A 25,505-nucleotide genomic window follows, 5' to 3' on the forward strand; every position below is an offset into this window, starting at 1 on the left:
GGGCCCGGGAGTGTTACCGGTGTCACAAGATGGCAGGTCGGGTCCAGTGCTGCGTGGCACCGGGCTCGGGGTACCCGGTAGCGTGAGCCGACGATCCCGTAGGTCCCCCATTCGTAGGAGTCCCGGTGACGCAGAGTGGACAGGGCGAGGAGCCCTCGGCGCGGCCCGCGCGCGAAGGCATCGTGCTGCCCTCCGACGGAGGCGCACCCCTCCTGCCGGGTATGACGGGCGGACGCGGTGACCAGCAGTCGGGCGGGCAGCCGTCGATAGCACCTCCGACCAGTGGCCAGTCCTGGGGCGGGTCGTGGGGCCCGGACCAGCACGACCAGCACCGGACCCCGGCCCCGCCGCCGGGCCAGGGCTGGGGCGAGCAGCAACAGGAGCCGCAACAGCAACCGCAGCAGTGGGGCGCCGGGCCCGAGCAGCCCGCTCCGTCCCCGTGGGGCACCCAGGACGGCATCCCCGGCCAGCCGGGCGCCCTGCCCCAGGAGAGCGCCCAGCACGCGGCCTACGGCGTGCAGCAGCAGTCGTACGCACAGGAGTACGCGTCGGGATACGCCCCGGAGCACTCCGCCGGGTACGTCGGCGCGGGCTACGCGTCCGAGCAGGCGCCCGCGATATCCCGGTCCGCCGACCAGGGCTACGGCACCGATGCCCAGGGCTATGGATACGGACACGGCGCTTCCGGTTCCGGCGCGCCCCTGCCGACGTCCTCCGCGCCCCTGCCGGCCGCCGCCGCGAGCGCGTTCCCGAGCGCCCCGCTGCCGGCCGCCGACGAGGGGGCGACGCAGTTCATCCCGCAGGTGGTCAACGTGCCCGGCGACGAGGGTGCCACCCAGTTCCTGCCGCCGGTCACCGCCGCCGGCATGGCCGCGATGGACGAGGGCGCGACCCAGTACATCCCGCCCGTCGGGCCCGGCGCGCTGCCGCCCGAGATGCCCGCGGGCCCGATGCCGCAGGCTTCCCACCCCGACGCGCAGCCCACGCAGTTCCTCCCGCCGGTGCCAGCGCAGGGTGCCGCTCCCGGGTACGGGGCCGGGCCGGACGACCGGCAGCCGCCCGCCGAGTTCGACAACCTCTTCCGCAACGACGCCGGGGGCGAGCAGCCCGCCGCGTCCACGCAGCAGATGCCCCGCTTCCAGCAGCCGCCGCGCGCCGAGCAGCAGGGCCAGCCGGGGCAGCAGGGGCAGCAGGGCTACGGCCAGGCCCAACCGCCGTACGCGCAGCCGTCGTACGCACAGCCCTCGTACGCCCCGCCCGGGGACGGCGGCGGTCGGCGCGGGGCGCAGGGTGACGACGGCGGCCGGGGCGGGCGCCGTTCGCGGGTACCGCTGATCGCCGGGGTCGGGGTCGGTATCGCGATCCTCGGGGTCGGCGCGGGGGCGCTGCTCAGCGGGGGCGGCGGCAAGAGCGACGACAGCAACAAGACGGTGGCCGCCACCTCGGCCGCGACGGACGGTTCCTCGTCGGCGGGCACCGATGCCGCGAAGCAACAGGCCGTCGCCCTGGACAAGTTGCTCGCCGACAGCGGCAGCAGCCGTGCCTCGGTGATCAACGCCGTGGGCAATGTGAAGGCCTGCGACAAGCTCGGCGACTCCGCCTCCGACCTGCGGAACGCGGCCAAGCAGCGTGGTGAACTGGTCACCAAACTCTCGCAGTTGACGGTCGACAAGCTGCCGGACAACGCGGCCCTGACGACCGCGCTCACCAACGCGTGGAAGGCCTCCGCGTCGGCGGACAACCACTACGCGACCTGGGCCGACCAGGCGGCCGGCAAGCACGGCTGCAAGAAGGGCCAGGCCCGCACCACCGGCCAGACCGCGGCCGGCAACGCGGCGAGCGGCGTCGCCAGCAACCAGAAGGTCAAGGCCGCCGCCCTCTGGAACACGATCGCGAAGACCTACGGCCTGACCCAGCGCCAGCCGACCCAGCTCTGAGCCCTCCGGACAGGCACTCCCGACAGCGCGGATCTCAGTCGAGGTCCGCGCTGTCCAACGTGTTGGTCATGTCGAAGAAGCCCTTCTTCGCGGACACCAGCACGCCCTTCCGTACGACCTGAAGGGTCACGTTCGCGTTCACCAGCCGGGCCAGGCCGACCGAGGCGAGGTTGTCGTCGCGGGGGCTCCACTGCAGCGTCGGCGTGAGCCCGCCCGTGCTGACCTTCACGCCGTCGTCGAGGGCGCGCCGTACGGTGTCGGCGGTGATGTCACCGTTGCCGAGCGAGTTCACGACGGTCTTGAACGCGGTGTACGCGATCCAGGTGGTCTGCACCCCCGCGTCCGCGGGGTCGATGCGGTTGTCGCCGAAGGCCACCTCGTTGATCGCCTTCTTCATCGGGTCCCAGCGGGCGTCGCTCGCGACCGGGTACCAGCCCGTGATGTACGACCCCTCGTACGGCCCGGACTGCCCGCCCGTCGAGTTGATCTCGGTCTGGTCGACGCTGCCGAGCACGGTCGCGGCGTGCACCGCGGGATAGTCCTGGCGGTCGCGCCGGAAGGAGTCCATGAAGGTGTCGGTGTGGTCCCCGAGCGAGGGCACCACGCAGCCCTCCTTGCCCGAGCCGCCGCTCGCGCTCTCCAGGGCGCGTGTCGACTGGCTGGAGTACTCGGTGGCGTCGTCGGCCGCGAGCTGGTCGGTCGCCGCGGCGTGGCCGCCCGCCGCGAGCCCGGCGTTCAGCAGCGGGGGCAGGTCGTCGCCGGCGATGGAGTCGGGCCGTACGAGGGTGACCGGGCCGCAGGCCGGGCCGAGTTCCTTGCCGAGGCCCGCCAGGAGCGCGGGCTGGCCGCCGTTGACGGGGTAGGACAGGGCGCGGGTGAACTCCTCGGTCGTCACGCCGTAGCCGCCTATGTACGGGATGCCGGCGCCCTCCAGCGGGGCGAAGTACGAGTCGCTGAACTCGCTGTAGGAACCGACGACCGCGACGACGTTCTCCTGCACGGCCTGCCGGGCGCACTTCGCCGCGGCCACGCTGCTGTTGTGGTCGTTGCAGGTCAGGACCTTGAGCTTGCGGCCGTTGATCCCGCCGTGCTTGTTGATCCACTTCGCGTACGCCGTCGCCATCGCGGGCATGCCCGGTTTGTTGGTCGCGTTGGTGTCCCACGGCGCCCAGGTCATGACGGTGATCGAGCCGTCCCCGGAGCCCCCCGTGACGCCGCGGACGACCCCGCAGCCGGCCACGAGCGACGCGCATGCCCCCAGGGCGACCGCCGACAGGACGGTCGCTCTGACGGGCCGGGTGAGGGTGGGGAGGAAGGTGCTGCGGTTGCGTCGCCTGCCTGTCATGGACAGACACGCTTCCGCCACACCACAAACCCGGGTGTGACTCCGGGTCAACAAGTGGTGACGCCGGGGTGAATTACGGGGGGCGTTCCTGTGTGTGTGACGAGGAACGTACGATCGATGACCGTGCAAGGTTCGGAGAACTCTTCCCGTCGCCCCCGTCGCTCCTCCACCATGGGCGGCATGCCACTGAACGACATGCCCTGGTGGCGCTGGCGCAGCAACGTGCGTTCCGCGCTGCACATGCTCTCCGATCCGGCGTTCCAGCAGAACGTCTGGCTGGCCGGTGTCGACGGGTACGGGGACGTCACCGACGCCGTCTACCGCCTCGTCGAGGACACCTGGCTCGACAACTGGTCCGCCGAGAAGTACGTCGGCACGATCTTCCGCGACTCCCAGGAGGCGGCCCTCGTGGACACCGCCGTCCTGCGCGTCCTGCGGATCATGCACCAGGTCGGCCCGGACGCCCACGTCTCCGTGTACGTCGACCACGAGGCGTGGCCGGACGCGGTACGGGCGGCGCGCGACGCGCACGTCCGGATGGCGGTGAGCGACGGGGACGATCCGGATACGCCGCCGCGGACGCTTGAGGTGCTGCAGATCATCACGCGGTCCGCGTAGGGCGGGTTCGCGTGCGCGGCGGGTTCGCGTAGGGCGGGGTGGGGTGCCGCCTGGTTGCGGGGCGAGCCGGATGTAGGGGTGGGTTTCGGGTTCGTCGGGGGCTGCGGGTGCGTGGGGGCTGGTCGCGCAGTTCCCCGCGCCCCTGAGGAGGTTCGGGTTCGTCGTCGGCTTCCGGTGCGTCGTGGTTGCTCGCGCCCACGCGGCGGAGCCGCATATCGATACGGCCCCGCGCCCCTGAGGGGGTCCGGGTGGCGGACGGCGGTGCCTCCGCTCAGGGGGGTATGGGACCCTGTCCTGCATGAACGCCCAGTCCACCGCCGCCGCGGCAGCCGCCGACCAGTACGTCCTCACCCTGTCGTGCCCCGACAAACAGGGCATCGTGCACGCCGTGTCGAGCTACCTCTTCATGACCGGCTGCAACATCGAGGACAGCCAGCAGTTCGGCGACCACGACACGGGACTGTTCTTCATGCGCGTCCACTTCTCGGCGGAGTCGCCGGTGACGGTGGAGAAGCTGCGGGCGAGCTTCGCGGCGATCGGTGACTCCTTCCACATGGACTGGCAGATCAACCGGGCCGCGGACCGGATGCGGGTCGTGCTCATGGTCAGCAAGTTCGGGCACTGTCTGAACGACCTGCTCTTCCGGGCCCGGATCGGGGCGTTGCCGGTGGAGATCGCGGCGGTGGTGTCCAACCACACGGACTTCGCGGAACTGGTGGAGTCGTACCACATCCCCTTCCACCACATCCCGGTGACGAAGGACACCAAGGCCGAGGCGGAGACCCAGGTTCTCGACCTGGTCCGCGAGGAGAACGTCGAACTCGTCGTCCTCGCGCGCTACATGCAGGTCCTCTCCGACGACTTCTGCAAGGCGCTCAGCGGGCGGATCATCAACATCCACCACTCCTTCCTGCCGAGCTTCAAGGGCGCGAAGCCGTATCACCAGGCTCACTTGCGGGGTGTGAAGCTGATCGGAGCGACGGCGCACTATGTCACCGCCGACCTCGACGAGGGCCCGATCATCGAGCAGGAGGTCGAGCGGGTGGGGCATGACGTGACACCGGACCAGTTGGTGGCGGTCGGACGCGACGTGGAGTGCCAGGCGCTGGCGCGAGCGGTCAAGTGGCACGCCGAGCGCCGGATCCTCTTGAACGGGCGCCGGACTGTCGTGTTCGCCTAGGAGTGCGGGGCTGCTGATTCGGGGGCGGCTGCGGGTGAGTGGGGGCTTGTTGCGCAGTTCCCCGCGCCCCTAAGGGGTTTCGCGTTCGGCTGTGGGCCGGTGGGGGCTGGTCGCGCAGTTCCCCGCGCCCCTTCGAAACGGGCGGTGCGTTTAAGGGGCGCGGGGAACGGCGCGAGCAACCACGAACTTCCCGCAGTCAACGACGAACCGGATCCCTAAGGGGCGCGGGGAACGGCGCGAGCAACCACGACGCACCCGCAGCCGTCGACGAACCCGAACCCCCTCAGGGGCGCGAGGAACTGCGCGACAAGCCCCCACCCACCCGCACCCGCCGACGAACCCGCAACCTACCCCTACATCCGGCTCAACGACGCCGTGGCGAACAGCACATCCCTGATCGCCTCCCGGTCACCGAGCTGCCCCGCAGCCGCCTCCTCCGGCGACACATGCCCCGCGGCCAGGTGACAGAACTCGACCCCGTCCAGGGCGATATGGGCAACCTCCCGCTCGGCCGACCCCACCGCGCCAGGCGAGTCGAGGGCGATCAACCACTCACCCCCACCATGCCCCTCGATCTCCAGCCGAAGACTGCGCCCAGGCTCACCCGCCCCCACCAGATGCCGCCCGCTCAACGGCGAAGCCAACCCGTGCCGCCGCCGCTCGGCGAGCACCACCGGCAACATCCGCGCGGCGAGATCGATCATCCGGTTCAGGTAACGCGGGGACGGCGGATCGTACGGATAGTCCACCGCCTCCGCGATGTCCCCCGCGTGTACCCAGCACTCGAAGGCCCGGTCGAGCATCGCATCGTGCAACGGAAGCTCGAAGTCGCCGTAGGAGACGGCCAGTTTGCCGGTGCTGCCGCCCGTGAACGACACCGTGCGGACGATGTTGTGGCTCTGCTCGCGCCACGGCGAGCGGATGGACCGGGTCGGCGGGAAGTGCGACGACCTCCAGTACGCCTCGGTACGCGCCGCCGGCGTCATGGGCTTCGCGATCTCCCCGGTCAGCGGGTCGTCGAGACCCAGCGCCGCCGCGACCAGCCCGTCGACGGTCAGCAGGTGCGCGATGACCCCGGCGACAGTCGTACGACGGCTCGTCGGCCCGTCGCCCTCGAACCACCGCAGCCGCACGGGCGCGTGCCACTCGGCGTCACCTATGTCCTGCAACAGGGCATCCAGGCGGGCCGTCTCGGCGTCGTACGGCGTCGCCCACACGGGTACCGGAATGCGCGGCGGCCGGCGGTCGAAGGAGCCGCTCAGGACGCGGGTGCGCAGGCCGGGGTCGAGGTCCAGGGGCTCGACGGGGTGCAGCAGCCCGACCGCCCCGCGCAGCCGCAGCGCCTCGTCCGCACAGGCCCCGCACTCGCCGAGGTGCTCCTCCACGGCCGCCGTCTCCGCCGCCGAACACGCGGCCAGCGCCCACGCCCCGAGCAGCGCCTTCAACACCCGGTGCTCCAGCACCAGCGGCACGCCCCGGGACTCGACCGCGTCCAGCTCGGGCAAGGGCCGCCCACTGTCCTCAACGGAGGCCCGCGGCATGGGAATCCGCGGCGACTCCCCCTGACCACTCACAGAACCACGGCCTACGGAACCACCGTTCCCGGAACCAGCACCGCGCGAGCCGTCCCCGCTCCCGGAACTCCCGTCGGCGGAACCGCTGTTGGCGGAACCGCCGTCACCCGGCCCGCCCGGCCCACCCCGCATGCCGTCGTCGCCGTCACCGTCGTCGTTCACCGAACCGCCGTTCCCGGAGCCGTCGTTCACAGAGCGGCCGTCCTCGGAGCCACCAGGCCCACCAGGCCCACCAGGCCCACCAGGTCCACGCGGACCCCCGCTCGCCCCACCCTGCGCCGGCACGACCTGCTCACCTTCCCCGGCCCCTTCGCCGTACCCCTCGTGACCCTCGTACCTGTCGAAGTCCTCCCGCCACGCGTCGCTCACGCGCCACCCCCCGCTCCCGGCGGTACGCCGGCGTCGTGGGCGGTGGAGAGGAGCTGGAGGCCGAGGCGGAGGCGGCGGCGGGCCTCGTCCTCGGTGACGCCGAGGTCGACGGCGGTCTGGCGGTAGTCACGGCGCTGGAAGTAGGCCAGCTCCAGGGCGGCCCGCAGCGGGGCGGGCATGGACGTGACGATGTAGTCGGCGCGGGCGGCGACGGAGGCGCGGCGGACCTTGCGCTCCAGCTCCTCCGTGGAGCCCTCGCCGCCGTGGGCGAGGGCGACGGTCTCGGTGGCGCGCAGGCGTTGCACGGCGAGGCGGTGGGTCAGCGCGGCCACCCAGGAGCGCAGGGGGCCCTGCTTGGGGTCGTAGGCGTCGGGGTTTTCCCACACGTGGGCGAAGACCTCGCGGGTGATGCCGTCGGCGGCGCGCTCGTCGCCCAGGACGCGGTGGGCGAGGGAGTGCACGAGGGAGGCGAAGCGGTCGTACAGCTCACCGAGGGCCGCCGCCTCGCCGCGGGCCAGCCGCTGCTGCATCTTGCGGTCCCAACGGGGCGGTGCGTCCTTCGTCGCCATGCGGCCCCCTCACCGTGTCCGTGCCCGGGTCAAGCGTGCGCTCACCGTCTCTTCGAATGTAGTGGGCACGTCTGACAGCGCACCCCCCATTCTGCAATTGCACGCCCCCGAAGCGGCGCGAGTGGTAACGGATCTGCGCCTACCCCACCCACATCTGATCGAACAGGATCGAAGGCGACTAAAACAAGCCTCTTCCGGACGGTTTCCGTTTCTGCCCTCGTGTTTCAGGGAACGGCCGCTGGGCAGCCGCGCTGCAAGGAAGCGTAGGTACGGCTTCCGTTTCCGGACGGTCTCCGGGAGTTCCGGCTAGCGAAAGGCGCGATGGTGGCCTTCAAAGTGAACGACGGCGAGCGCGGCGGCTGGTCCGTACTCCTCGTGTCCGGCGAACTGGACCTGGTGACCTCGCCGGTGCTGCGCCAGCGGGTGCACGACGTGGTGGCCGAGGGGCAGCACAGCCTGGTCCTGGACCTCTCCGAGGTGCTGTTCTGCGACTCCAGCGGCGTCGGCGTGCTCATCGCCGCCCGCCGCCTCATCCGCTCCTGCCAGGGCCACCTGCGCGTCGTCCTGCCCGCCCAGGGCGCGGTCGACGGCTCGCACGTCAACCGGGTCCTCGGCGCCCTCGGCGTGCGCCGCCTCTTCGACGTCTACCCCGATGTGATGACCGCCACAGAGGACGAGCCCGAGGACGAGGCGGACCCCCTCTCGGCGTGACGTCGTTGTTTCGGAATTTCCCCGATCTTGGTACAAGCGTCGTTTTCAGCTCCCGGACCCGCCCCGGCGTCGTACGCTCCGTCCCAAGCGCACCCCCACATGAGTAAGGCGGCCCGAAAGACATGGTCAGCACCGAGTACGAGCGACGGATCGCCGCCCGGTTCGCCACCTTCGACCAGGACGGCAACGGCTTCATCGACCGGGAGGACTTCAGCTCGGCGGCCAAGGCGCTGCTCGCGGAGTTCGGTACGGCGGCCCGCTCCGACAAGGGCCAGGCCCTGTACATCGGCGCGGAGGCGTTCTGGCAGGGCATGGCCGGCATCGCCGACCGGGACGGCGACCAGCGCGTCAGCCGCGAGGAGTTCGTCAACGGCGCGGTCAAGCGGCTGCGCGACAACCCGGAGCGCTTCGCCGAGATCGGCCGCCCCTTCCTGCACGCGGCCCTAGACGTCGCCGACCCGGACGGCGACGGCTCGGCCACCATCGCGGACACTGTGCGCGTCCTCAAGGCCCTCGGCGTGCCGGACGACGTCGCCGCGATGGCCGCCGACGCCCTCGACACGGACAGCGACGGCAAGGTGGGCGAGGCGGAGATCATCTCCTCCTTCGCCCGCTACTTCACCGTCCCCGAATAGCGTTCCCGCAGCTTGTACTTGAGCACTTTCCGCAAGGCGTCGTTGCGCGGAAGGGCGTCCACGATCTCCAGCTGCTCCGGCAGCTTGTGCACGGACAGCCCTTCCGCGCGCAGATAGTCCGTGACGGCGGCAAGCGTCAACTCCCCGGCCCCCGGCGGCTGTTCGACCACCGCACACACCCGCTCCCCACGCTCCGCGTCCGGCAGCCCCACGACGGCCACGTCCCCGACGCCCGGATGCGCGGCGAGCAGATCCTCGATCTCCTTCGCCGAGATGTTCTCCCCCTTGCGGATGATCACGTCCTTCAGCCGCCCGGTGAGAATCAGATGCCCGGTCGAGGTGACTTCCCCCAGATCCCCGGTACGCAGGAACCCGTCCGCGTCGAAGGCTTCCGCCGTCTGCGCCGGGTCCAAGTACCCCTGACACACGGCCTCCCCGCGCAACCGCACCTCCCCGCCCGCCGCGATCCGTATCTCCATCCCTTCCGGTGGCCGCCCCTCGGTAGTCGCCAGATTCTCCACGGTGTCGTCGGGCGCCCCCATCGTGATCATCGGCACCTCGGTCATGCCGTAGCCGTGGGTGAGCTGGACCCCCATCTCCCGTACGACGGAGTGGTAGACCTCCGGCGGCTTGGGAGCGCCGCCGCCCGCGAGCAGCCGTAGCGAGGGAATCACCTTCTCGCCGGGCTGCTTGCGCTGCTCGGCAAGGAACATGGAATAGAAGGCAGTTGAGCCGCCGGCCACCGTCACGCCGTGCTTGCGGTACCCCTCCAGCGCGTCCGGCAGCGCGAACTGCTCGAACATCACCGCCGGGAAGCCGTACAGCAGCAGCATCACCGTGTAGTCGGGCCCCGCTATGTGCGCGTACGGGAAGGCCATCGAGCCCACGTCGTCCGCGGTGAGACGCAGCGCGTGTGCGAGGCAGGAGCCGCCCGCGATCAGTGAACGGTCCGTGTGCAGCACGCCCTTGGGGTCGGAGGTGGTGCCGGAGGTCCAGTAGATCCAGCGGACCGAGGTGCCGTCGGCGGGCGGGGCGGGGAGCAATGCCGGGTCGCCGTCCGGGAGTTGAGCGCCGTCGTACGCCTCGAAGACGCCCTTCGCGCCGAGCCGCCGCGCCATCTCCCCGTAGTCGAAGCCGCGCCAGACGCCCGGCACCGCGAAGTACTCCGCCTTCGACTCCCGTAGCGCGAAGCCGACTTCGCGGTCGCGGTAGAAGGGGATCACCGGAGTCTGTACGGCGCCCAGGCGGGCCAGCGCGAAGGAGAGCAGGGCCGTCTCGATGCGGGTGGGCAGCTGCCAGGCGACGACCGTGCCGGGCCGGACACCCATGCCGTACAGGCCCGCCGCCACGCGCTCCGACCGGTCGCGCAACTCGCCGAAGCTCAGGGCCCGGTCGTCCTGGAGGAGGACCGGGCGGTCGGGGGTCAAGTCGGCTCGGCGGGCGACCAGTTCCCACAGGGTGCGGGAGGAACTCAGGGAGTACGCCGTCTCGTTCATGGTCCCCTCCTTGGCTGACGACTCGTCAGGTGACATGCTATCTGACGGGTCATCAGATAAGTGCCGTCCCTGCGGAGGGGAACCCATGACCACCGAACTGCCCCGCATCATCAGCGTCGACGACCACGTGATCGAACCCGCGCACCTCTTCGAGACCTGGCTGCCGAAGAAGTACCGCGACCGCGGCCCCCAGCCGCTCACCGCCGGAATCGGCGAACTCGCCTACGTGGCAGGCAAATACCAGATCACGATGGACCCGGACGGCCCGCCCACCGACTGGTGGATCTACGAGGACCTCAAGTTCCCGTACAAGCGCAACATCGCCGCCGTCGGCTTCGACCGCGACGAGATGACCCTGGAGGGCATCACCCGCGAGCAGATGCGCCCCGGCTGCTGGGACCCGGCCGAGCGGCTCAAGGACATGGACCTCAACCACGTCGAGGGCTCGCTCTGCTTCCCGACCTTCCCGCGCTTCTGCGGCCAGACCTTCGCCGAGGCCCACGACAAGGAGGTCGCGCTCGCCTGCGTCCGCGCCTACAACGACTGGATGGTCGAGGAGTGGTGCGGCGACAGCGGCGGCCGGCTCATCCCGCTGTGCCTGATCCCTTTGTGGGACGTGGAGTTGGCCGTAGCGGAGATCCGCCGCAACGCGGCCCGCGGCGTCCGCGCGATGACGTTCTCCGAGATCCCCACCTACCTCGGACTGCCGTCCATCCACTCCGGCTACTGGGACCCGTTCTTCGCGGTCTGCCAGGAGACGGGGACGGTCGTCAACATGCACATCGGCAGCAGCTCCCAGATGCCCGCCGCCTCCCCGGACGCGCCCCCCGCCGTACAGGCCTCGCTCTCCTTCAACAACGCCATGGCCTCGATGATGGACTTCCTCTTCAGCGGCGTCCTGGTGAAGTTCCCGACCCTCAAACTCGCCTACTCCGAAGGGCAGATGGGCTGGATCCCGTACGCGCTGGAACGCGCCGACGACGTGTGGGAGGAGCACCGCGCGTGGGGCGGGGTGCGGGATCTCATCCCCGAGCCGCCGTCGACGTACTACTACCGGCAGATGTTCTGCTGCTTCTTCCGCGACAAACACGGGGTCGCGTCCCTGGACGTCGTAGGCCGGGACAACGCCACCTTCGAGACCGACTACCCGCACGTCGACTCGACCTTCCCGCACACCAAGGAGGTCGCCCTCGACCATGTGAAGGGCCTCGACGACGAGACGGTCTACAAGCTCATGCGGGGCAACGCGATCCGCATGCTGGGCCTGGACCTCGACAAGTAATGGACCTCTCGTACACGGCCGAGGAGGACGAGTTCCGGGCACGCCTGAGGGAGTGGCTGGGCAAGGTGCTCCCCACCTTGCCCTCGAAGCCGTCGCCGGACGACTGGCCCGGCCGTCGCGCCTACGACCTCGGCTGGCAGCGGATGTTGTACGACGCCGGGTACGCCGACGTGCACTGGGGCGCGTCCCCGACCACCCGGCTGATCTTCCTGGAGGAGACGGAGAAGGCGGGCGCGCCCTACGTAGGGGCCAATTTCGTCGGGCTGTTGCACGCCGGGCCGACGATCGCCGCGGAGGGCACGGCCGAGCAGCGGGAGCGGTGGCTGCCGCCGGTGCTGCGCGGCGACGAGGTGTGGTGCCAGGGCTTCAGCGAACCGGACGCCGGGTCCGACCTCGCGGCGTTGCGCACGCGCGCGTGGCGGGACGGCGACGACTACGTAGTGAGCGGTTCCAAGATCTGGACCTCGCACGCCGAAGTCGCCGACTGGTGCGAGCTGTTGGTCCGGACGGACCCGTCGGCGCCGAAGCACCGGGGGATCAGCTGGCTCGCGATGCCGATGGACGCGGCGGGGATCACCGTACGGCCGTTGCGGACGCTGGCAGGGTCCGCGGAGTTCGCCGAGGTGTTTCTCGACGAGGTGCGGGTGCCGGTCGGCAACCGGGTGGGGGACGAGAACGACGGGTGGCGCGTGACGATGGTGACGCTGTCGTTCGAGCGCGGTACGGCCTTTGTGGGGGAGGTGGTCGCCTGTCGGCGGGTGTTGGGGGAGCTGGCGGTGGAGGCTCGGCGGAACGGGCGTTGGGACGATCCGGTGCTCAGGCGTCAACTGGGGCGGTTGAACGCGGAGTTCCGGGCGTTGTGGCGGCTTACTCAGTGGAACGTGAGTGAGGCCGAGGCGAGTGGGGGAGTGCCGGGGGTCGGGGGGTCGGTTTTCAAGCTGCGGTATTCGCATGCGCGGCAGGAGCTCTACGACGCGGCGGCGGATGTTCTTGGGCCCGACTCCCTTGATCTGGAACGGCCTTGGGTGTTGGACCGGCTGTCCTCGCTGTCGTACACGATCGCGGCCGGCACCTCGCAGATTCAGCAGAACATCGTGGCTGAGCGGATTCTTGGGTTGCCGAAGGGGCGCTGACATGCGGTTTCAACTGACCGGTGAGCAGAAGGCGTTGCGGGCTGCTGTGCGGGATGTGGTCGGTCGCTCGTCGGGTGCGGGTGCGGGTGCGGGTGCGGGTGCGTGGGGGCTGGTCGCGCCCCGCGGCGGAGCCGCTGATGTACACAGCCCCGCGCCCCTAAATGCTCCTCGGCTGGACCGGGGTTTGTGGCGGGCCCTCGGTGACCTTGGGGTGTTCTCTCTGCGGTTGTCCGAAGCTGATGGAGGAGCTGGACTCGGGCTTCCCGAAGCCGTGTTGGTGTTTGAGGAGCTTGGGTGGGCGTTGGTGCCCGGGCCCTTGGTGGCTACGCATCTCGCTGCCGGGGTGGTGCCGGGGGCGGCTATCGGGGAGACCGTTGTCGCCGCTGCCGACGGGAGCCTTGTGGAGTGGCTGGACGAGGCAGATGTCGTGTTGCCGGGGGCCGAGGGGGCCGTAGCGCTGCGGTCGGTGGATCCGTTGACGCCGCTGCATCGGGTGCCGGCTCCGGGGCGTACCGAGCCCGTCGCTGTTCTTCTTACTGCCGCCGAGCAGCTTGGGACGGCCGCGCGTGTGTGCGGTCTTGCGGTGCAACACGCCCGGACGCGTGAGCAGTTCGGGCAGCCGATCGGGGCGTTTCAGGCCGTCAAGCATTTGTGTGCGCAGTCGTTGGTGCGGGTGGAGGTGGCGCGGGCCGCCGTTTACGCGGCGGCTGTGACCGGGGACGCGGTGGACATCGCGGCGGCTCGGCTGCTCGCCGATGAAGCGGCCGTGCGGGGGGCGCGGGACTGTCTGCAGGTGCATGGCGGGATGGGCTTCACCTGGGAGTCCGAGGTTCATCTGCACCTGAAACGGGCGTGGGTGCGCGCTCGGCGTGGTGGTGGGAACACGGAGAGTGAGGAGTTGCTCGCGGCGGATCTGCTGGCCCGCGCGGCCTAGCGGGGCGGCTGCCTGCGAGGACCGGGACGGGCCCGACAACGGTGTCGCGGATCGTGGCACGGCGGAATCACGCAGCGTTGATATCGGGTTGTGTCCTATGCGTGACTCGTCACGGCCTGGAGTCGTCTGTGGGCTCCGGTACCTTGTGTGGGATGCGAGTGGTTCAAGGTACGAGCCATGCCGGTGTTGCCTGTGAGGCGGCTCCGGATCGGGCGATGCGTACCCCCGCTCGCACGGCAGAACAGGCTTTCACCCCGGCCTGTTCGACTGCCCGCGGCGAGCGTCGCACAGTATCCCGCACTCGTACTCCTTCGCGCTGGAATATGCCCGAAGCGCTTGTTGGGGTGACTGAACGTCAATCATGCTGTCTCGCAAGGGATTCACGTTCCGTGACCCTTGTTCTGGCCGTTGTTCTGGTCATGCAGGAAATGGCTACGATCGTGGCCCTCGTGAGGCGCGAGGCTAAGTGTCCGCCGGTTCGGATGGTGTGAGCGGTGCAGGTGCTTCAAGTGCAGCTGGAGATCCGGCCCGACCCCGCTGAGGTGGGGCGAGCCCGGCGGTGGGCGCGCTCCCGGCTCGCGGGGTCGGGGATAGAGGCCGACGAACCGCTCGCGGAGACGCTGATCCTGCTCGTCTCCGAGCTGGTCACCAACGCCGTGGTGCACACCGGCTGTCCGGCCGTGCTGAGACTCTCCTTGCCGGACGTGGCGACCGAGTCGGCCACCGTGCGCCTGGAGGTCGCCGACACCAGCTGCAAGGCGCCGGTGCCGCGCTGCGCGGACGGCGACGAGACCGGCGGCCGCGGCCTGGCCCTGGTGGACGGCCTCGCCGACCGCTGGGGCTGGAGCGCCGAGGGCACCGGCAAGCGCATCTGGTGCGAGATCGACCGGGACAGCGAACCCCGGGAGGTCACGTGCGGGGGAGCTGTCGCGGCGTACGAGGGCTTCGAGTTCGAGGGCTTTGCGTACGAGGCCGTGTAGGTGCTGGCTGCAAGTGCCGGGCGGAGATGCGCCGGGCCGTGCTTCCGTGCGCGCCCTGCGATAAATGGTGCTTACGGAACAAATCCCCGGATGGGCGTTGACGCGACGTGACCATGTGGTCACGCTTGTGGGCAGCGATTCGCCGCGAGGGGACGACGAGGGCTTCGGTGACGGGAGCCCTCGGCGAGTGTGGGTCGCGTTCGGCGTGGGTTCCCTCGGGGCCGGGGACCAGGACGGGGCGCCGGAGTCGGATGGCGGCACGCGGTGCCGTGCTCGGGGCGGGCAGCAGCGCGCCGCCATCCGACCGTAAGTCCGGCCCTCGTCAAAACCGGACTGCCCTAGAGGATGGCGATCGGGGCCACCGGGGTTCCCGTCGCGCCCACGAAAGGTTCGGGCATCGCCGACAGGAAGAACGCGTAGCGGTTCTCTTGTCCACAGGCTGTGGACAACTCTTCTAGATTCCAGTTCTGGCCCTGCAGCATGCCCATTTCGACCAGATCGAGAGCGTGCACCGGCAGCCACAAGTCGTCTATTTCCGGCGGAAATATCTCAAAGGTGAGGGTGTCGTTGGCGACCGCCGCGACATCCCGCGCGTGGAACCACTCCGGTGTGCGGACCGACAGCCCGGGTGACGGATAGCCGTACCCGTGCTTGTCACCGGCCAGATACACCTGCACCTGCCCGGTCCGTACGAGCACGATGTCGCCCGCGCGGACCTGCGTTCCGGCGAACTCCTCGGCGGCTTCGAGGTCTTCCGGGGTGACGGCGTGCCCGCCCTCCAGCCGATCGACCCCACGCGCGCGTGCCACGTCGAGGAGGACGCCGCGCGAGACGATGTGCCGGGCCTTGTCGATGCCGCTGAACTCGGCGCCGCCGTGCGGGGTCACGGTGCCGGCCGGGCGGCCGTTGTAGAGCTTCCCGGAGTGCGAGACGTGGGTCAGCGCGTCCCAGTGGGTGCCGGCCTGCAGCCCCATCGTCACGGCGTCGTCGCTGCACGCGACCGTTCCCGGGCCGAAGAGTTCCTGGTTGATCTGCACCATCGCGTGCAACGGGTTGATCCGGCCGGGGATCAACCCCGTCTGGACGCCGTCCTGTTGGAGGGGCAGCGCGAGCGGGACGCGGCGGCCGGTGCGGATCTCGGCGGCTGCGGCTCGGACCACCTCGTCGGTGATCAGGTTCAGCGTGCCGATCTCGTCGTCCGACCCCCAACGGCCCCAGTTGTTCACGCGCTTGGCGATGTCGTGGAACTCCGGACCAAGTGACGGCGGTGACGTCTGCGGTGACATCGGGGCCTCCCCGGGGCTTGTCCTCAGGTATCTGACGGGTCGTAGAATCTGAGTCGAATCTAACGGACCGTCAGAAACCGCGGGAGGGGCCGGACATGGGGAACTTCTTGGCTGGCAAGGTCATCGCCGTGACGGGAGCGGGGCGGGGGATCGGGCGGGCCGTCGCGCTGGGGGCTGCCGCCGAGGGGGCGCGGGTCGTCGTCAACGACTACGGGGTCTCGATGGACGGGGCGTCGCCCACGAGTGAGATCGCCGAGGGGGTTGTCAAGGAGATCCTGGCGGCGGGTGGGGAGGCCGTTGCCGTTGCCGATGACATCTCGACGATGGCTGGGGGGCAGCGGGTTGTCGATGTCGCGGTGTCTTCGTTCGGGCGGATCGACGGGGTGGTGTGCGTTGCCGGGATTCTTCGGGAGCGGATGCTTTTCAATATGTCCGAGGAGGAGTGGGATCCCGTTCTCGCCACTCACCTGAAGGGGACGTTCACCGTGTTTCGGGCGGCTTCTGCTGTGATGCGGAAGCAGCGGGCCGGGACCTTGATCGGGTTCACCAGCGGGAATCATCAAGGGTCGGTTTCTCAGGCCAATTACAGTGCGGCGAAGGGCGGGATTATCTCGCTGGTGCGGAGCGCTGCGCTGGGCTTGAACAAGTATGGGGTCACCGCCAACGCGGTGGCGCCTGTTGCTCGTACGCGGATGTCTGCGAATGTTCCTATGGAGTTGGCGGAGATCGGGTCGCCGGAGGATGTGGCGGCGCTGGTTGTCTATTTGTTGTCCGAGCGGGCTCGGGAGGCTGGGATTACCGGGCAGGTTTATACCGTTGCCGGTGAGAAGATCGCGGTGTGGGCTCAGCCTCGGGAGTTGCGGGCGGCGTATGCGTCTGGGGGGTGGACGGCTGAGAAGATCGCTGAGTTTTTGCCGGGGTCGGTGGGGGTGGATCCGATGCCGATACTTTCTCGGTTGCAGGAGATGGAGCGGGCTGCGCGGGGTGGGGAGCGGCCCAACGCCTAGTGGGGTGGGGGGTTCGGTTGTTGGGCGGGTGCGGGCCTGTTGTGACTGGTCGCACCGTTCCCCGCGCCCCTTAAGTAGCTGACCTGAACGGTGTTCTTAGGGAGCCCCCTGTGGAATTTGGATTCGCTGCCGAAGATGAAGTGTTTCGGGCTGAGGCTCGGGCTTGGCTTCTTGCGCATGCTGAGGCCGGTCAGGATCGGCGTGCGTGGGAACGGACGCTCGGCAAGAGTGGGTGGATTGGGCTGGGTTGGCCGGAGTCCGGGTACGGGAATCGCAGTGCCAGTCTTACTCAACAGGTTGCCTGGGCCGAGGAGTATGCGCGGTCGGATGCGCCGCCTCGGTCCGGGCATATTGGGGAGAATCTGCTGGCTCCTACGCTCATCGCGCATGGGACCGATGAGCAGAAGTCCCGCTTCCTTCCCGCAATCGCTGCGGGGGACGAACTCTGGTGCCAGGGGTACAGCGAACCCGGGGCCGGGTCCGATCTTGCCGGGGTGCGGACCGCTGCCGTGCGGGATGCGGGGGACGGGTCCTATCGCGTCACCGGGCAGAAGATCTGGACCTCGCTTGCTCATGAGGCCGACTGGTGTTTTGTGTTGGCTCGGACCGAGGTGGGGTCGCGGCGGCATCGGGGGTTGAGTTTTCTGCTGGTGCCGATGGATCAGCCGGGGTGTGTCGAGGTGCGGCCCATACGGCAGTTGACCGGGACCAGCGAGTTCAACGAGGTGTTTTTCGATGGGGCACGCGTGCGTGCCGAGCACGTGGTCGGGGGTGAGGGTGAGGGGTGGCGGGTCGCCATGAGCCTGCTCGGGTTCGAGCGGGGGGTGTCGACCCTGGCCCAACAGATCGGGTTCGCACGGGAGTTGGGGCGGGTCGTCGAGGCCGCCGTCGCCTCCGGGGCCGTTGGTGATCCCGTTGTACGCGATCGACTCGTGCGGCAGTGGGCCGAGTTGAAGGCCATGCGGTGGAACGCCCTGCGGACTCTCGGGCGGGCCGGGGACGCGGGGGCGCCCAGTGTGGCCAAGCTGTTGTGGGGCGGGTGGCATCAGCGGCTCGGGGAGCTGGCGATGCAGGTGCGGGGGGCCGCGGCGGCGGTCGGGCCGGTGGACTGGACGCCGTCACTGTCGTATGAACTCGACCTGTTCCAACACCAGTTCCTCTTTTCGCGGGCCGACACGATCTACGGCGGCTCGGACCAGGTTCAGCGCACGATCATCGCCGAGCGGGTGCTCGGTCTGCCCAGGGAACCCAAGGGGGTCGTCTGATGCGCGGTGTGGTCTTCGACGGCAAGCAGATCCAGGTCGTGGACGATCTGGAGGTCCGGCAACCGGGGCCCGGGGAAGTACTGGTCGCGATCTCGGCGGCCGGGTTGTGCCACAGCGATCTGTCCGTGGTGGACGGGACCATACCTTTTCCCGTTCCTGTGGTGCTGGGGCATGAGGGTGCGGGGGTGGTGGAGGCCGTGGGTGTGGGCGTCACCCATGTCGGGCCCGGGGATCATGTCGCTCTTTCCACGCTCGCCAACTGCGGTACCTGCGCCGAGTGCGACCGGGGGCGGCCGACCATGTGCCGGCAGGCCATCGGGCGGCCGGGGAAGCCGTTCACGCGGGGCGGGCAGGCGGTGTACCAGTTCGCTTCCAACTCCGCCTTCGCCGAACGGACCGTGGTCAAGGCCGTGCAGGCCGTACGGATTCCGAAGGACATCCCCATGCCGTCCGCCGCGCTCATCGGGTGCGGGGTGTTGACCGGGGTCGGTGCTGTGCTCAATCGGGCGCGGGTCGGTCTGGGGGACAGTGTCGTCGTCATCGGGACGGGTGGCATTGGGCTCAATGTTCTTCAAGGGGCCCGGATCGCGGGGGCGTTGACGATCGTCGCGGTGGATGCGAACCCTGGGAAGGAGGGGGTGGCTCGGCAGTTCGGGGCCACTCACTTCCTTACGTCGGCTGAGGGTGTGCGGGAGATTCTGCCGAACGGGGCCGATCACGCCTTTGAGTGCGTGGGGCGGGTGGAGTTGATCCGGCAGGCGGTGGATCTGCTGGATCGGCACGGGCAGGCCGTGTTGCTCGGGGTGCCGCCGGCTACCGCCGAGGCGTCCTTCCTCGTCTCGTCCATGTATTTGGACAAGTCGATTCTCGGGTGCCGGTACGGGTCGTCCCGGCCGCAGCGGGACATCGCCCTGTATGCCCAGCTGTATCGCGAAGGGCGGTTGCTGCTCGACGAGTTGGTGACCGAGACGTATCCCGTCGAGGACTTCGAGAAGGCGGCGGGGGATGCGGAGGCGGGGCGGGTGGCGCGTGGGGTCCTGACGTTCTGACGGTCCCTGTTGAGCGGATGGGCTCAGTGGGTGGCTGGAGTTATCCACAGGCCGGGGAAATTCGTGGGGCGTTGTCGGTCCCGGCCCGTAGCGTTTTGGCATGACTTACCGCGATGTGGTCTCCCGACAGGTCCTGACCTGGGCCTGCACCGCCATAGGCGCCCGGATGCCGGTGGCCATGGCGCCGCTGGCCCTGGTCTTCCTGGTGCGCGAGCGGCCGGGGGGTTACTCGCTGGGTGCGTTGGCCGCGGGGTATTCGGTGATGTACGCGGCGTCGGGGGTGGGGTGGTGGGGGGAGGTTCGGCGGGCGGGGCATTCCGGGAGTTCAGGGAGCCCTGGGCGTTCCGGGCGGGCGGCGTCGGCAGTGAGGGAAGAGGAGATGGGGGAAGAGGAGATGAGGGAAGGGGAGATGGGGGATTACGACGCCGGGGGTCAGTCGGTTCGGATGCCGAACGTGCCGTAGCGACAGGTCAGTTGAGGGCGTCGACCGTGCCGTAGCGCACGGAGCCGGTGTTGGTCCCTGCTGTCCCCGTCGTCCCCGTTCGGAAGGTGCGGCGGTAGCCGGTGGGGGTGACTCCGAGGGCTGCTTGCAGGTGCTGGCGCATTGACTGGGCCGTGCCGAAGCCGGCGTCCGTGGCGACCTGGTCCATGGAGAGGTCGGTGGATTCGAGGAGGTGGCGGGCTCGTTCGACGCGTTGTTGGGTGAGCCACTGGCCGGGGCTGATGCCGACCTCCTCGCGGAAGCGGCGGGTGAAGGTGCGGACGGACATCGCCTCCTGCTCGGCCATGTCCCGGAGCTGGAGGGGTTCGTGGAGGCGGGCCAGCGCCCAGGTGCGGGCGGCGGTCGTGGTCGCCACCTGCGGGTCCGGGACCGGGCGGTGGATGTACTGGGCCTGGCCGCCGTCGCGGTGGGGCGGTACGACCGTGCGGCGGGCGACGTCGTTGGCGACCGCGGTGCCGTGGTCGCGGCGGACCATGTGCAGGCACAGGTCGATGCCGGCGGCGACACCGGCGGAGGTGAGGACGTCGCCGTCGTCGATGAACAGGACGTCCGCGTCGACCTCGATCTGCGGGAACAGTTCCTGGAAGCGCTCGGCGTCGGCCCAGTGCGTGGTGGCGGGGCGGCCGTTGAGGAGACCGGCGGCGGCGAGGACGTAGACGCCGGTGCAGATGGAGGCGAGGCGGGTGCCGGGGCGGATGTGGGCGAGGGCGGCGGCGAGTTCGGGGGTGAGGACGCCCTCCTCGAAGACCGGGCCGAGTTCGTACGACGCCGGGACGATCACGGTGTCGGCGGTGGCGAGGGCCTCCGGGCCGTTCGGGACGTGGATGGCGAAGTCGGCGTCGGTGTCGACCGGGCCGGGCGGGCGGACCGAGCAGGTGACCACCTCGTACAGCAGCCGTCCCTCGGTGTCCCTGGGGCGGCCGAAGATGCGGTGCGGGATGCCCAGTTCGAACGGGAGGAGGCCGTCGAGGGCGAGGACGACGACGCGGTGGGGGCGGAAGGCGGTACCGGCGGTGGCCATGGCTCGATTGTATGGCCCGATTCTAGCGAATGCTGTCCTTCGGGCCAGTGGCTCGGGAGGGGTGGGATGCCGGAAGCTCATTGACGTGACGCAGACAACCGATGCCGCGACCGGCCCCAGTGCCGCAGAGGAGCCCGGCCCCGCGCAGGGCCCCACGCCCCGTAGCCGTATCCGCCCGCGGCGGAGCCGCATGATGTCACCGCACCGTGCGTGGTTCGTCGCCGCCGTCACGTTCGTGACGATCATCGGTGCGGCGGCGTTCCGGTCGCTGCCCGGGCTGCTGATCGATCCGCTGCACCAGGAGTTCGGGTGGTCGCGCGGCACGATCGGGGCGGCGGCGTCCATCAACCTTGCGTTGTACGGGCTGACGGCCCCCTTCGCGGCGGCGCTGATGGACCGCTTCGGTATCAGGAGGGTCGTCGCGGTCGCGCTGATCGTGATCGCGCTCGGGTCCGGCCTGACGGTGTGGATGACGGCGCCGTGGCAACTGCTGCTGTGCTGGGGCCTGTTGGTGGGGCTGGGCAGCGGTTCGATGGCGCTCGCCTTCGCGGCGACGGTCACCAACCGCTGGTTCACCGCGCGGAAGGGCCTGGTCACCGGCATCCTCACGGCGGCCTCGGCGTCGGGCCAGCTGATCTTCCTGCCGCTGCTGTCCTGGATAGTCGAGGAGCACAGCTGGCGCCCGGCGGCGGTGACGGTGTCCCTCGCGGCGCTGGCCGTCGTCCCCTTCGTGTGGCTGCTGCTGCGGGACCACCCGGCGGACGTGGGTGTGAAGCCGTACGGGGCGACCGAGTTCGTGCCGAAGCCGGAACCGGTGACGGGTGCGGCCCGCCGTACGATCGCGGTCCTCCTCAAGGCGGTGCGCACGGGCCCGTTCTGGCTGCTGGCCGGCACCTTCGCGATCTGCGGCGCGTCCACGAACGGCCTGATCCAGACCCACTTCGTGCCCGCCGCCCACGACCACGGCATGCCCATCACGGCGGCGGCCTCGCTGCTCGCGGTGATCGGCGTCTTCGACGTGGTCGGCACGATCGCCTCCGGCTGGTTCACCGACCGCTTCGAACCCCGCCGCCTGCTCGCCGTCTACTACGCCCTGCGCGGCATCTCCCTCCTCTTCCTCCCCATGCTGCTGGCCCCCACGGTCCACCCGCCCATGCTCTTCTTCATCGTCTTCTACGGCCTCGACTGGGTCGCCACGGTCCCCCCGACCCTCGCCCTGTGCCGCGAGCAGTACGGCGAGGACAGCGCGATCGTCTTCGGCTGGGTCCTCGCCTCCCACCAGATCGGCGCGGCGCTCGTCGCCTTCCTGGGCGGGGTCGCCCGGGACGCGTTCGGGTCGTACGACATGGTCTGGTACGTGTCGGGGGCGTTGTGCGCGGTGGCGGCGTTGATGGCGCTTGTGATCCGGCGGCGGCCGGTCGCACGGATGGGCGCGGTCGCGGTGGCGTGACGGCTGACGGCTACGGGGCGGAGGTGATGTTCCCCTTCGCGTCCACGGTGTGGGTCTGCCAGTACGTGTCCCACTTGTCGTCGACGTGCTTCGGTACCTTCCCCTTCGGGTACCGGGCGTAGCCGCTCGGCGGGGTGTCGCCGTTCTTCACGCAGGCGCCGCCCGCGCTGCTGCCCACGGCCAGGACCGGGTACTCGCCCCCGCCGCACATGGCGTCCGCCGTGGAGAACGAGCAGGCGGACAGCAGCCCGGCGGTGGATATCAGGACGGATGTGAGAACGGCGACTCGCGTGCGCTTGCTCATGGTGGAGGTCCCCCGGTCAGATGCTCGATGCTCGAATGCTCGAATCGGTCTGGGAGCAAGGCTGCCGGAGGTGGAGCGGACCTTCATGAGTACGCGGGCTCAGCATCGGAGCGCGGATCACTCAGGAGCACTCAGAGGAACCGCCGTCCGCACCGGCGCACTGCCGCGCCCGCGACCCCGGCCGCCGAGTTCGGTGTCGAACGTCTCCTGGGCGACACGCATGGCCTCGGCGTACTCGGGTTGCCGCAGCCGCTCCCACATCTCGTCCTCGGGGACGTCCTCGACGTGGGCGACCACCCACCAGATGTTGCCGAAGGGGTCCTTGATCCGGCCGCCGCGCTGCCCGAAGGCGTGGTTCGCCAGGGGTGTGACGACCTGGCCGCCGGCGTCGAGGGCGCGGGCGAACGCCTGGTCCGCGTCGGGTACGAACACGCGGAGCAGGCTCGGCATGACGGGCCAGTCCGGGCTGCGGTCGAAGGCCAGCACCACGGTGTCGCCGACCCGGATCTCACCGTGCCCGATCGCCCCGCCCTCCGTCACCACCCGCCCGAGTTCCTCCCCGCCGAACGCCGCGGCGACGAAGTCGAGAAAGGCTCCGGTGTCGTCGGTGACGACCCAGGGGGCGACGGTGGTGTAGCCCTCCGGGGCGGAGTCGGTCTGCTGGGGCATGGTCGGGGTTCCCTTCGTCGCTGCCGGGTTTCGGGCGTGACGATAGGGGCGGGGTAGGACAGGCTCTGTCCTAGTGGCGGCCAGATGTCCTGGTGACAGCCAGATGTCCTGGTGATGGTCAGAGGAAGCGCCCCTTGTGGAACAACAGGGGCGCTCCATCCCCCTCGTTGATCCCCAGCCCGTCCACCCGTCCCACCACGATCAGATGGTCGCCCCCGGTGTGCACCGCGTGGATCGTGCAGTCGACCCAGGCCGCGGCGTCGATGAGGCGGGGGGAGCCGGAGATCGGGGAGGCGTCGTAGGGGACGTCCGCGAACTTGTCCGTGCCGCTCACCGCGAAGCCGCGGCACAACTCGCCCTGGTGGGCGGCGAGTACGTTGACGCAGAAGACGCCGGCGCGGGCGATGCGGGGCCAGGTCGTCGACGTACGGCCGACCATGAAGACGACGAGGGGCGGGTCGAGGGAGAGGGCGGAGAAGGACTGGCAGGCGAAGCCGGCGGGACCGGGTTCGCCGGTGGCCGCGGGGGCGGTGATCACGGTCACGCCGGTCGCGAACGTGCCCAGGACGCGCCGGAATTCACCCGGGGCGAACGGTGCCCGCTCGTCGTCCGTGACACACCGAAGCTCCGGCCGCGGCAGCGCCTCGACAGGCTGCGCGGCCGGAGCGCTTCCGGCCGACCTGAGGTACCGGACGGCGGCTGCTGCCGCCCCTGCGTGTCCCATCACAACACCCATTGAAGCTGACGGATCATCAGATAGGAAGGGGTACGGCCGCGCGGTCATCCGGAGCGGAGGGCTCACTCAAGTCGCCCGTCCCTCGCCGGTCCTGCGCCCGCTCCTGCGCCCGCCCCTCGCCTGTCCTCAGGGGAAAATCACAGGTTACGGGGCAGAACATGAGGGTTACGTCGCCCCACGGACCCCTCCGGGTCACCCTCCGCACGCCAACCCTCAGCAGGGTTACGGAACGACCGCCGCCGGTACATCACCGCCGGCAGCCGTGACTTGAGGAGCACCCACACGATGAACCGTCTCACCGCACGCGGCGGAGCCGTGGCCGCCGTCGCCGGCCTCGCCCTGACGCTCGCCGCCGCCCTGCCCGCGCAGGCCGCCGACTCGACCGTGACCGAGTCCCAGTGGCTGACCGACGTCGCCGCCGTCACCGGCCCCGCGCAGACCTACGTCGACTCCCGTGCCGCCGCCAACACCTCCGGTGCCAAGCAGGCGATCGTCCTCGACATCGACAACACCTCGCTGGAGACCTACTTCGAGGGCGGCATCACGGTCCCCGCCACCCCGCCGGTCCTCGCCCTCGCCCAGGACGCGCACGCCAAGGGCATCAGCGTCTTCTTCGTCAGCGCCCGCAGCAACCTCTTCAACGCGGTCACCAAGTCCAACCTGACGACGGTCGGTTACACGGTCGACGGCCTCTACGCCCGCACGGTCGCCCAGCTCCTGACCGAGTCCATCGCCGACTTCAAGACCTCCCAGCGCAAGGCGATCGAGGCGAACGGCTACGACATCATCGCCAACATCGGCAACAACACGACCGACCTCTCGGGCGGCTACGCCGACACGACGTACAAACTCCCGGACTACGACGGCCTGTTGGACTGACCCGCACAGCGGCCGGCGGCCCCGCTGTCAGAAGTGCGTGCCGATTCCGAAGACGCGCCGTAGTTGCGCCATGTCGTGCCGGTCGCGTTCCGTCGGCTCGTATCCCTGGTGGAAACAGACCTGTTGCCCGGCGGACAGGCACGGAACCGGCGTTCCCCTGATCGTGCCTGTCACGAAGCACGAGGAGGGGTAGGTGAAGGGGCGTTCCGGTTCGGGTGAGGCCTGGGTCGCCGAGCCGTCGGCGGTGAAGAGGAGGGGGTGGAGGTCGATCTCGCGGCCGTCCGGGGCCGTCACGACGAAGCGGATAGGGCGCCAGTCCAGGCTCTCCACGAACCCCTCGGCGGAGAGCGCCGCCAGCACCGCGTCCTCCTGGTCCCGGCGGTGCATCAGGTCCAGGTCGCGATGGTCCCGGGTCTGTTCGCCGATCAGGGCGTCGATGCCCCAGCCGCCGCCGATCCAGACGTCCGCCTCCGCACGGCGCAGCAGCTCCAGGATGAACAACACCTCGTCGGCACCCATCACTTGAGGCACGTTAGAAGTGACCGCCCCGGACACGCGAACCGTTTTGCGAGGT

Annotated in this window: 25 protein-coding genes; 15 read left to right on the forward strand and 10 right to left on the reverse strand. The window is 69.9% G+C overall.

Annotation, left to right across the window (positions count from 1 at the left end):
- Window positions 1-125 precede the first annotated feature (125 nt).
- Entirely contained in the window at window positions 126-1,937 is a 1,812-nt protein-coding gene (locus OG407_RS29690) for a hypothetical protein (protein ID WP_405862677.1), read from the forward strand.
- 34 nt (window positions 1,938-1,971) lie between these two features.
- Here OG407_RS29690 and OG407_RS29695 read toward each other — a convergent pair whose 3' ends face one another.
- The gene (locus OG407_RS29695) at window positions 1,972-3,282 is read right to left on the reverse strand and encodes an ABC transporter substrate-binding protein (protein WP_405862679.1); all 1,311 of its coding nucleotides are present in this window, start codon (window positions 3,280-3,282) and stop codon (window positions 1,972-1,974) included.
- Window positions 3,283-3,399: 117 nt separating this feature from the next.
- Here OG407_RS29695 and OG407_RS29700 point away from each other — a divergent pair, with 117 nt between their 5' ends.
- On the forward strand, window positions 3,400-3,900 hold the full coding sequence (locus OG407_RS29700) for an SCO4402 family protein (protein WP_026150474.1): 501 nt from the start codon (window positions 3,400-3,402) through the stop codon (window positions 3,898-3,900).
- Window positions 3,901-4,198: 298 nt separating this feature from the next.
- Window positions 4,199-5,080, forward strand: a complete 882-nt coding sequence (gene purU / locus OG407_RS29705; RefSeq protein ID WP_405862681.1) for a formyltetrahydrofolate deformylase — start codon at window positions 4,199-4,201, stop codon at window positions 5,078-5,080.
- Window positions 5,081-5,433: 353 nt separating this feature from the next.
- Here purU and OG407_RS29710 read toward each other — a convergent pair whose 3' ends face one another.
- Together OG407_RS29710 and OG407_RS29715 are read right to left on the reverse strand one after the other, a co-directional pair.
- Window positions 5,434-6,786: a zf-HC2 domain-containing protein gene (locus OG407_RS29710; RefSeq protein ID WP_405868676.1), complete on the reverse strand. Its 1,353-nt coding sequence runs from the start codon at window positions 6,784-6,786 to the stop codon at window positions 5,434-5,436.
- Between the two features lie 233 nt (window positions 6,787-7,019).
- Window positions 7,020-7,592 (reverse strand): sigma-70 family RNA polymerase sigma factor, encoded by a 573-nt coding sequence (locus tag OG407_RS29715; RefSeq protein WP_405862683.1) that lies wholly within the window; start codon window positions 7,590-7,592, stop codon window positions 7,020-7,022.
- A 321-nt stretch (window positions 7,593-7,913) separates the two neighbouring features.
- On the opposite strand from OG407_RS29715, the gene OG407_RS29720 reads away from it, so the two are divergent.
- The gene (locus tag OG407_RS29720) at window positions 7,914-8,303 is read left to right on the forward strand and encodes an STAS domain-containing protein (RefSeq protein WP_033286534.1); all 390 of its coding nucleotides are present in this window, start codon (window positions 7,914-7,916) and stop codon (window positions 8,301-8,303) included.
- Window positions 8,304-8,425: 122 nt separating this feature from the next.
- Window positions 8,426-8,938, forward strand: coding sequence for an EF-hand domain-containing protein (locus OG407_RS29725; protein ID WP_327403264.1), 513 nt, complete (start codon window positions 8,426-8,428; stop codon window positions 8,936-8,938).
- Here the strand turns inward: OG407_RS29725 and OG407_RS29730 are convergent.
- Window positions 8,917-10,434, reverse strand: coding sequence for a class I adenylate-forming enzyme family protein (locus tag OG407_RS29730; protein WP_405862685.1), 1,518 nt, complete (start codon window positions 10,432-10,434; stop codon window positions 8,917-8,919). The genes OG407_RS29725 and OG407_RS29730 overlap by 22 nt on opposite strands.
- An 85-nt stretch (window positions 10,435-10,519) precedes the next feature.
- Here OG407_RS29730 and OG407_RS29735 point away from each other — a divergent pair, with 85 nt between their 5' ends.
- The 4 genes from OG407_RS29735 to OG407_RS29750 all read left to right on the forward strand — a co-directional run bounded on the left by OG407_RS29735 (window position 10,520) and on the right by OG407_RS29750 (window position 14,763).
- Window positions 10,520-11,716, forward strand: coding sequence for an amidohydrolase family protein (locus OG407_RS29735; RefSeq protein ID WP_327403266.1), 1,197 nt, complete (start codon window positions 10,520-10,522; stop codon window positions 11,714-11,716).
- Window positions 11,716-12,849, forward strand: coding sequence for an acyl-CoA dehydrogenase family protein (locus OG407_RS29740; RefSeq protein ID WP_405862687.1), 1,134 nt, complete (start codon window positions 11,716-11,718; stop codon window positions 12,847-12,849). The genes OG407_RS29735 and OG407_RS29740 overlap by 1 nt, the downstream gene beginning before the upstream one ends.
- A 1-nt stretch (window position 12,850) precedes the next feature.
- On the forward strand, window positions 12,851-13,783 hold the full coding sequence (locus OG407_RS29745; protein ID WP_405862689.1) for an acyl-CoA dehydrogenase family protein: 933 nt from the start codon (window positions 12,851-12,853) through the stop codon (window positions 13,781-13,783).
- A gap of 509 nt (window positions 13,784-14,292) precedes the next feature.
- Entirely contained in the window at window positions 14,293-14,763 is a 471-nt protein-coding gene (locus OG407_RS29750) for an ATP-binding protein (protein ID WP_405868678.1), read from the forward strand.
- 338 nt (window positions 14,764-15,101) lie between these two features.
- Here OG407_RS29750 and OG407_RS29755 read toward each other — a convergent pair whose 3' ends face one another.
- Window positions 15,102-16,049, reverse strand: coding sequence for a cyclase family protein (locus OG407_RS29755; protein ID WP_405862691.1), 948 nt, complete (start codon window positions 16,047-16,049; stop codon window positions 15,102-15,104).
- Window positions 16,050-16,144: 95 nt separating this feature from the next.
- Here OG407_RS29755 and OG407_RS29760 point away from each other — a divergent pair, with 95 nt between their 5' ends.
- From OG407_RS29760 to OG407_RS29775, 4 genes are all read left to right on the forward strand, one after another.
- On the forward strand, window positions 16,145-17,056 hold the full coding sequence (locus OG407_RS29760) for an SDR family oxidoreductase (RefSeq protein WP_405862693.1): 912 nt from the start codon (window positions 16,145-16,147) through the stop codon (window positions 17,054-17,056).
- 110 nt (window positions 17,057-17,166) lie between these two features.
- Complete coding sequence (locus OG407_RS29765) at window positions 17,167-18,321, forward strand: acyl-CoA dehydrogenase family protein (protein ID WP_405862695.1); 1,155 nt, start codon at window positions 17,167-17,169, stop codon at window positions 18,319-18,321.
- Window positions 18,321-19,370: an alcohol dehydrogenase catalytic domain-containing protein gene (locus tag OG407_RS29770; protein ID WP_405862697.1), complete on the forward strand. Its 1,050-nt coding sequence runs from the start codon at window positions 18,321-18,323 to the stop codon at window positions 19,368-19,370. Before OG407_RS29765 ends, OG407_RS29770 begins: the two co-directional genes overlap by 1 nt.
- Before the next feature lie 100 nt (window positions 19,371-19,470).
- Complete coding sequence (locus OG407_RS29775; RefSeq protein ID WP_405862699.1) at window positions 19,471-19,833, forward strand: hypothetical protein; 363 nt, start codon at window positions 19,471-19,473, stop codon at window positions 19,831-19,833.
- A 7-nt stretch (window positions 19,834-19,840) separates the two neighbouring features.
- Here the strand turns inward: OG407_RS29775 and OG407_RS29780 are convergent, their stop codons facing one another.
- Window positions 19,841-20,893 (reverse strand): GlxA family transcriptional regulator, encoded by a 1,053-nt coding sequence (locus OG407_RS29780; RefSeq protein WP_405862701.1) that lies wholly within the window; start codon window positions 20,891-20,893, stop codon window positions 19,841-19,843.
- An 85-nt stretch (window positions 20,894-20,978) separates the two neighbouring features.
- Between OG407_RS29780 and OG407_RS29785 the strand changes: the two genes are divergently transcribed.
- Window positions 20,979-22,343: an MFS transporter gene (locus OG407_RS29785; protein WP_405862703.1), complete on the forward strand. Its 1,365-nt coding sequence runs from the start codon at window positions 20,979-20,981 to the stop codon at window positions 22,341-22,343.
- Window positions 22,344-22,353: 10 nt separating this feature from the next.
- On the opposite strand, the gene OG407_RS29790 is transcribed toward OG407_RS29785, so the two are convergent.
- The 3 genes from OG407_RS29790 to OG407_RS29800 all read right to left on the reverse strand — a co-directional run bounded on the left by OG407_RS29790 (window position 22,354) and on the right by OG407_RS29800 (window position 24,040).
- Complete coding sequence (locus OG407_RS29790; protein WP_405862705.1) at window positions 22,354-22,647, reverse strand: SCO0607 family lipoprotein; 294 nt, start codon at window positions 22,645-22,647, stop codon at window positions 22,354-22,356.
- Between the two features lie 117 nt (window positions 22,648-22,764).
- On the reverse strand, window positions 22,765-23,316 hold the full coding sequence (locus OG407_RS29795) for a VOC family protein (protein ID WP_405862707.1): 552 nt from the start codon (window positions 23,314-23,316) through the stop codon (window positions 22,765-22,767).
- 118 nt (window positions 23,317-23,434) lie between these two features.
- Window positions 23,435-24,040, reverse strand: coding sequence for a flavin reductase family protein (locus tag OG407_RS29800; RefSeq protein ID WP_405862709.1), 606 nt, complete (start codon window positions 24,038-24,040; stop codon window positions 23,435-23,437).
- 297 nt (window positions 24,041-24,337) lie between these two features.
- Between OG407_RS29800 and OG407_RS29805 the strand changes: the two genes are divergently transcribed.
- Window positions 24,338-24,931: an HAD family acid phosphatase gene (locus OG407_RS29805; RefSeq protein ID WP_405862711.1), complete on the forward strand. Its 594-nt coding sequence runs from the start codon at window positions 24,338-24,340 to the stop codon at window positions 24,929-24,931.
- A 27-nt stretch (window positions 24,932-24,958) separates the two neighbouring features.
- On the opposite strand, the gene OG407_RS29810 is transcribed toward OG407_RS29805, so the two are convergent.
- The gene (locus OG407_RS29810) at window positions 24,959-25,450 is read right to left on the reverse strand and encodes a nucleotidyltransferase domain-containing protein (RefSeq protein WP_405868680.1); all 492 of its coding nucleotides are present in this window, start codon (window positions 25,448-25,450) and stop codon (window positions 24,959-24,961) included.
- Window positions 25,451-25,505: the final 55 nt, after the last annotated feature.

Origin of the sequence: Streptomyces sp. NBC_01515 (genome assembly GCF_045040345.1) — a bacterium.
Classification (GTDB): domain Bacteria; phylum Actinomycetota; class Actinomycetes; order Streptomycetales; family Streptomycetaceae; genus Streptomyces.

What these genes read in the sequence shown, in the direction of transcription:
- OG407_RS29695 (WP_405862679.1), bottom strand. Translation starts at nt 3,282, where the DNA reads ATGACAGGCAGGCGACGCAACCGCAGCACCTTCCTCCCCACCCTCACC.
- OG407_RS29700 (WP_026150474.1), top strand. Translation starts at nt 3,400, where the DNA reads ATGACCGTGCAAGGTTCGGAGAACTCTTCCCGTCGCCCCCGTCGCTCC.
- purU (WP_405862681.1), top strand. Translation starts at nt 4,199, where the DNA reads ATGAACGCCCAGTCCACCGCCGCCGCGGCAGCCGCCGACCAGTACGTC.
- OG407_RS29710 (WP_405868676.1), bottom strand. Translation starts at nt 6,786, where the DNA reads ATGCGGGGTGGGCCGGGCGGGCCGGGTGACGGCGGTTCCGCCAACAGC.
- OG407_RS29715 (WP_405862683.1), bottom strand. Translation starts at nt 7,592, where the DNA reads ATGGCGACGAAGGACGCACCGCCCCGTTGGGACCGCAAGATGCAGCAG.
- OG407_RS29720 (WP_033286534.1), top strand. Translation starts at nt 7,914, where the DNA reads ATGGTGGCCTTCAAAGTGAACGACGGCGAGCGCGGCGGCTGGTCCGTA.
- OG407_RS29725 (WP_327403264.1), top strand. Translation starts at nt 8,426, where the DNA reads ATGGTCAGCACCGAGTACGAGCGACGGATCGCCGCCCGGTTCGCCACC.
- OG407_RS29730 (WP_405862685.1), bottom strand. Translation starts at nt 10,434, where the DNA reads ATGAACGAGACGGCGTACTCCCTGAGTTCCTCCCGCACCCTGTGGGAA.
- OG407_RS29735 (WP_327403266.1), top strand. Translation starts at nt 10,520, where the DNA reads ATGACCACCGAACTGCCCCGCATCATCAGCGTCGACGACCACGTGATC.
- OG407_RS29740 (WP_405862687.1), top strand. Translation starts at nt 11,716, where the DNA reads ATGGACCTCTCGTACACGGCCGAGGAGGACGAGTTCCGGGCACGCCTG.
- OG407_RS29745 (WP_405862689.1), top strand. Translation starts at nt 12,851, where the DNA reads ATGCGGTTTCAACTGACCGGTGAGCAGAAGGCGTTGCGGGCTGCTGTG.
- OG407_RS29755 (WP_405862691.1), bottom strand. Translation starts at nt 16,049, where the DNA reads ATGTCACCGCAGACGTCACCGCCGTCACTTGGTCCGGAGTTCCACGAC.
- OG407_RS29760 (WP_405862693.1), top strand. Translation starts at nt 16,145, where the DNA reads ATGGGGAACTTCTTGGCTGGCAAGGTCATCGCCGTGACGGGAGCGGGG.
- OG407_RS29770 (WP_405862697.1), top strand. Translation starts at nt 18,321, where the DNA reads ATGCGCGGTGTGGTCTTCGACGGCAAGCAGATCCAGGTCGTGGACGAT.
- OG407_RS29775 (WP_405862699.1), top strand. Translation starts at nt 19,471, where the DNA reads ATGACTTACCGCGATGTGGTCTCCCGACAGGTCCTGACCTGGGCCTGC.
- OG407_RS29780 (WP_405862701.1), bottom strand. Translation starts at nt 20,893, where the DNA reads ATGGCCACCGCCGGTACCGCCTTCCGCCCCCACCGCGTCGTCGTCCTC.
- OG407_RS29790 (WP_405862705.1), bottom strand. Translation starts at nt 22,647, where the DNA reads ATGAGCAAGCGCACGCGAGTCGCCGTTCTCACATCCGTCCTGATATCC.
- OG407_RS29795 (WP_405862707.1), bottom strand. Translation starts at nt 23,316, where the DNA reads ATGCCCCAGCAGACCGACTCCGCCCCGGAGGGCTACACCACCGTCGCC.
- OG407_RS29800 (WP_405862709.1), bottom strand. Translation starts at nt 24,040, where the DNA reads ATGGGACACGCAGGGGCGGCAGCAGCCGCCGTCCGGTACCTCAGGTCG.
- OG407_RS29805 (WP_405862711.1), top strand. Translation starts at nt 24,338, where the DNA reads ATGAACCGTCTCACCGCACGCGGCGGAGCCGTGGCCGCCGTCGCCGGC.
- OG407_RS29810 (WP_405868680.1), bottom strand. Translation starts at nt 25,450, where the DNA reads ATGGGTGCCGACGAGGTGTTGTTCATCCTGGAGCTGCTGCGCCGTGCG.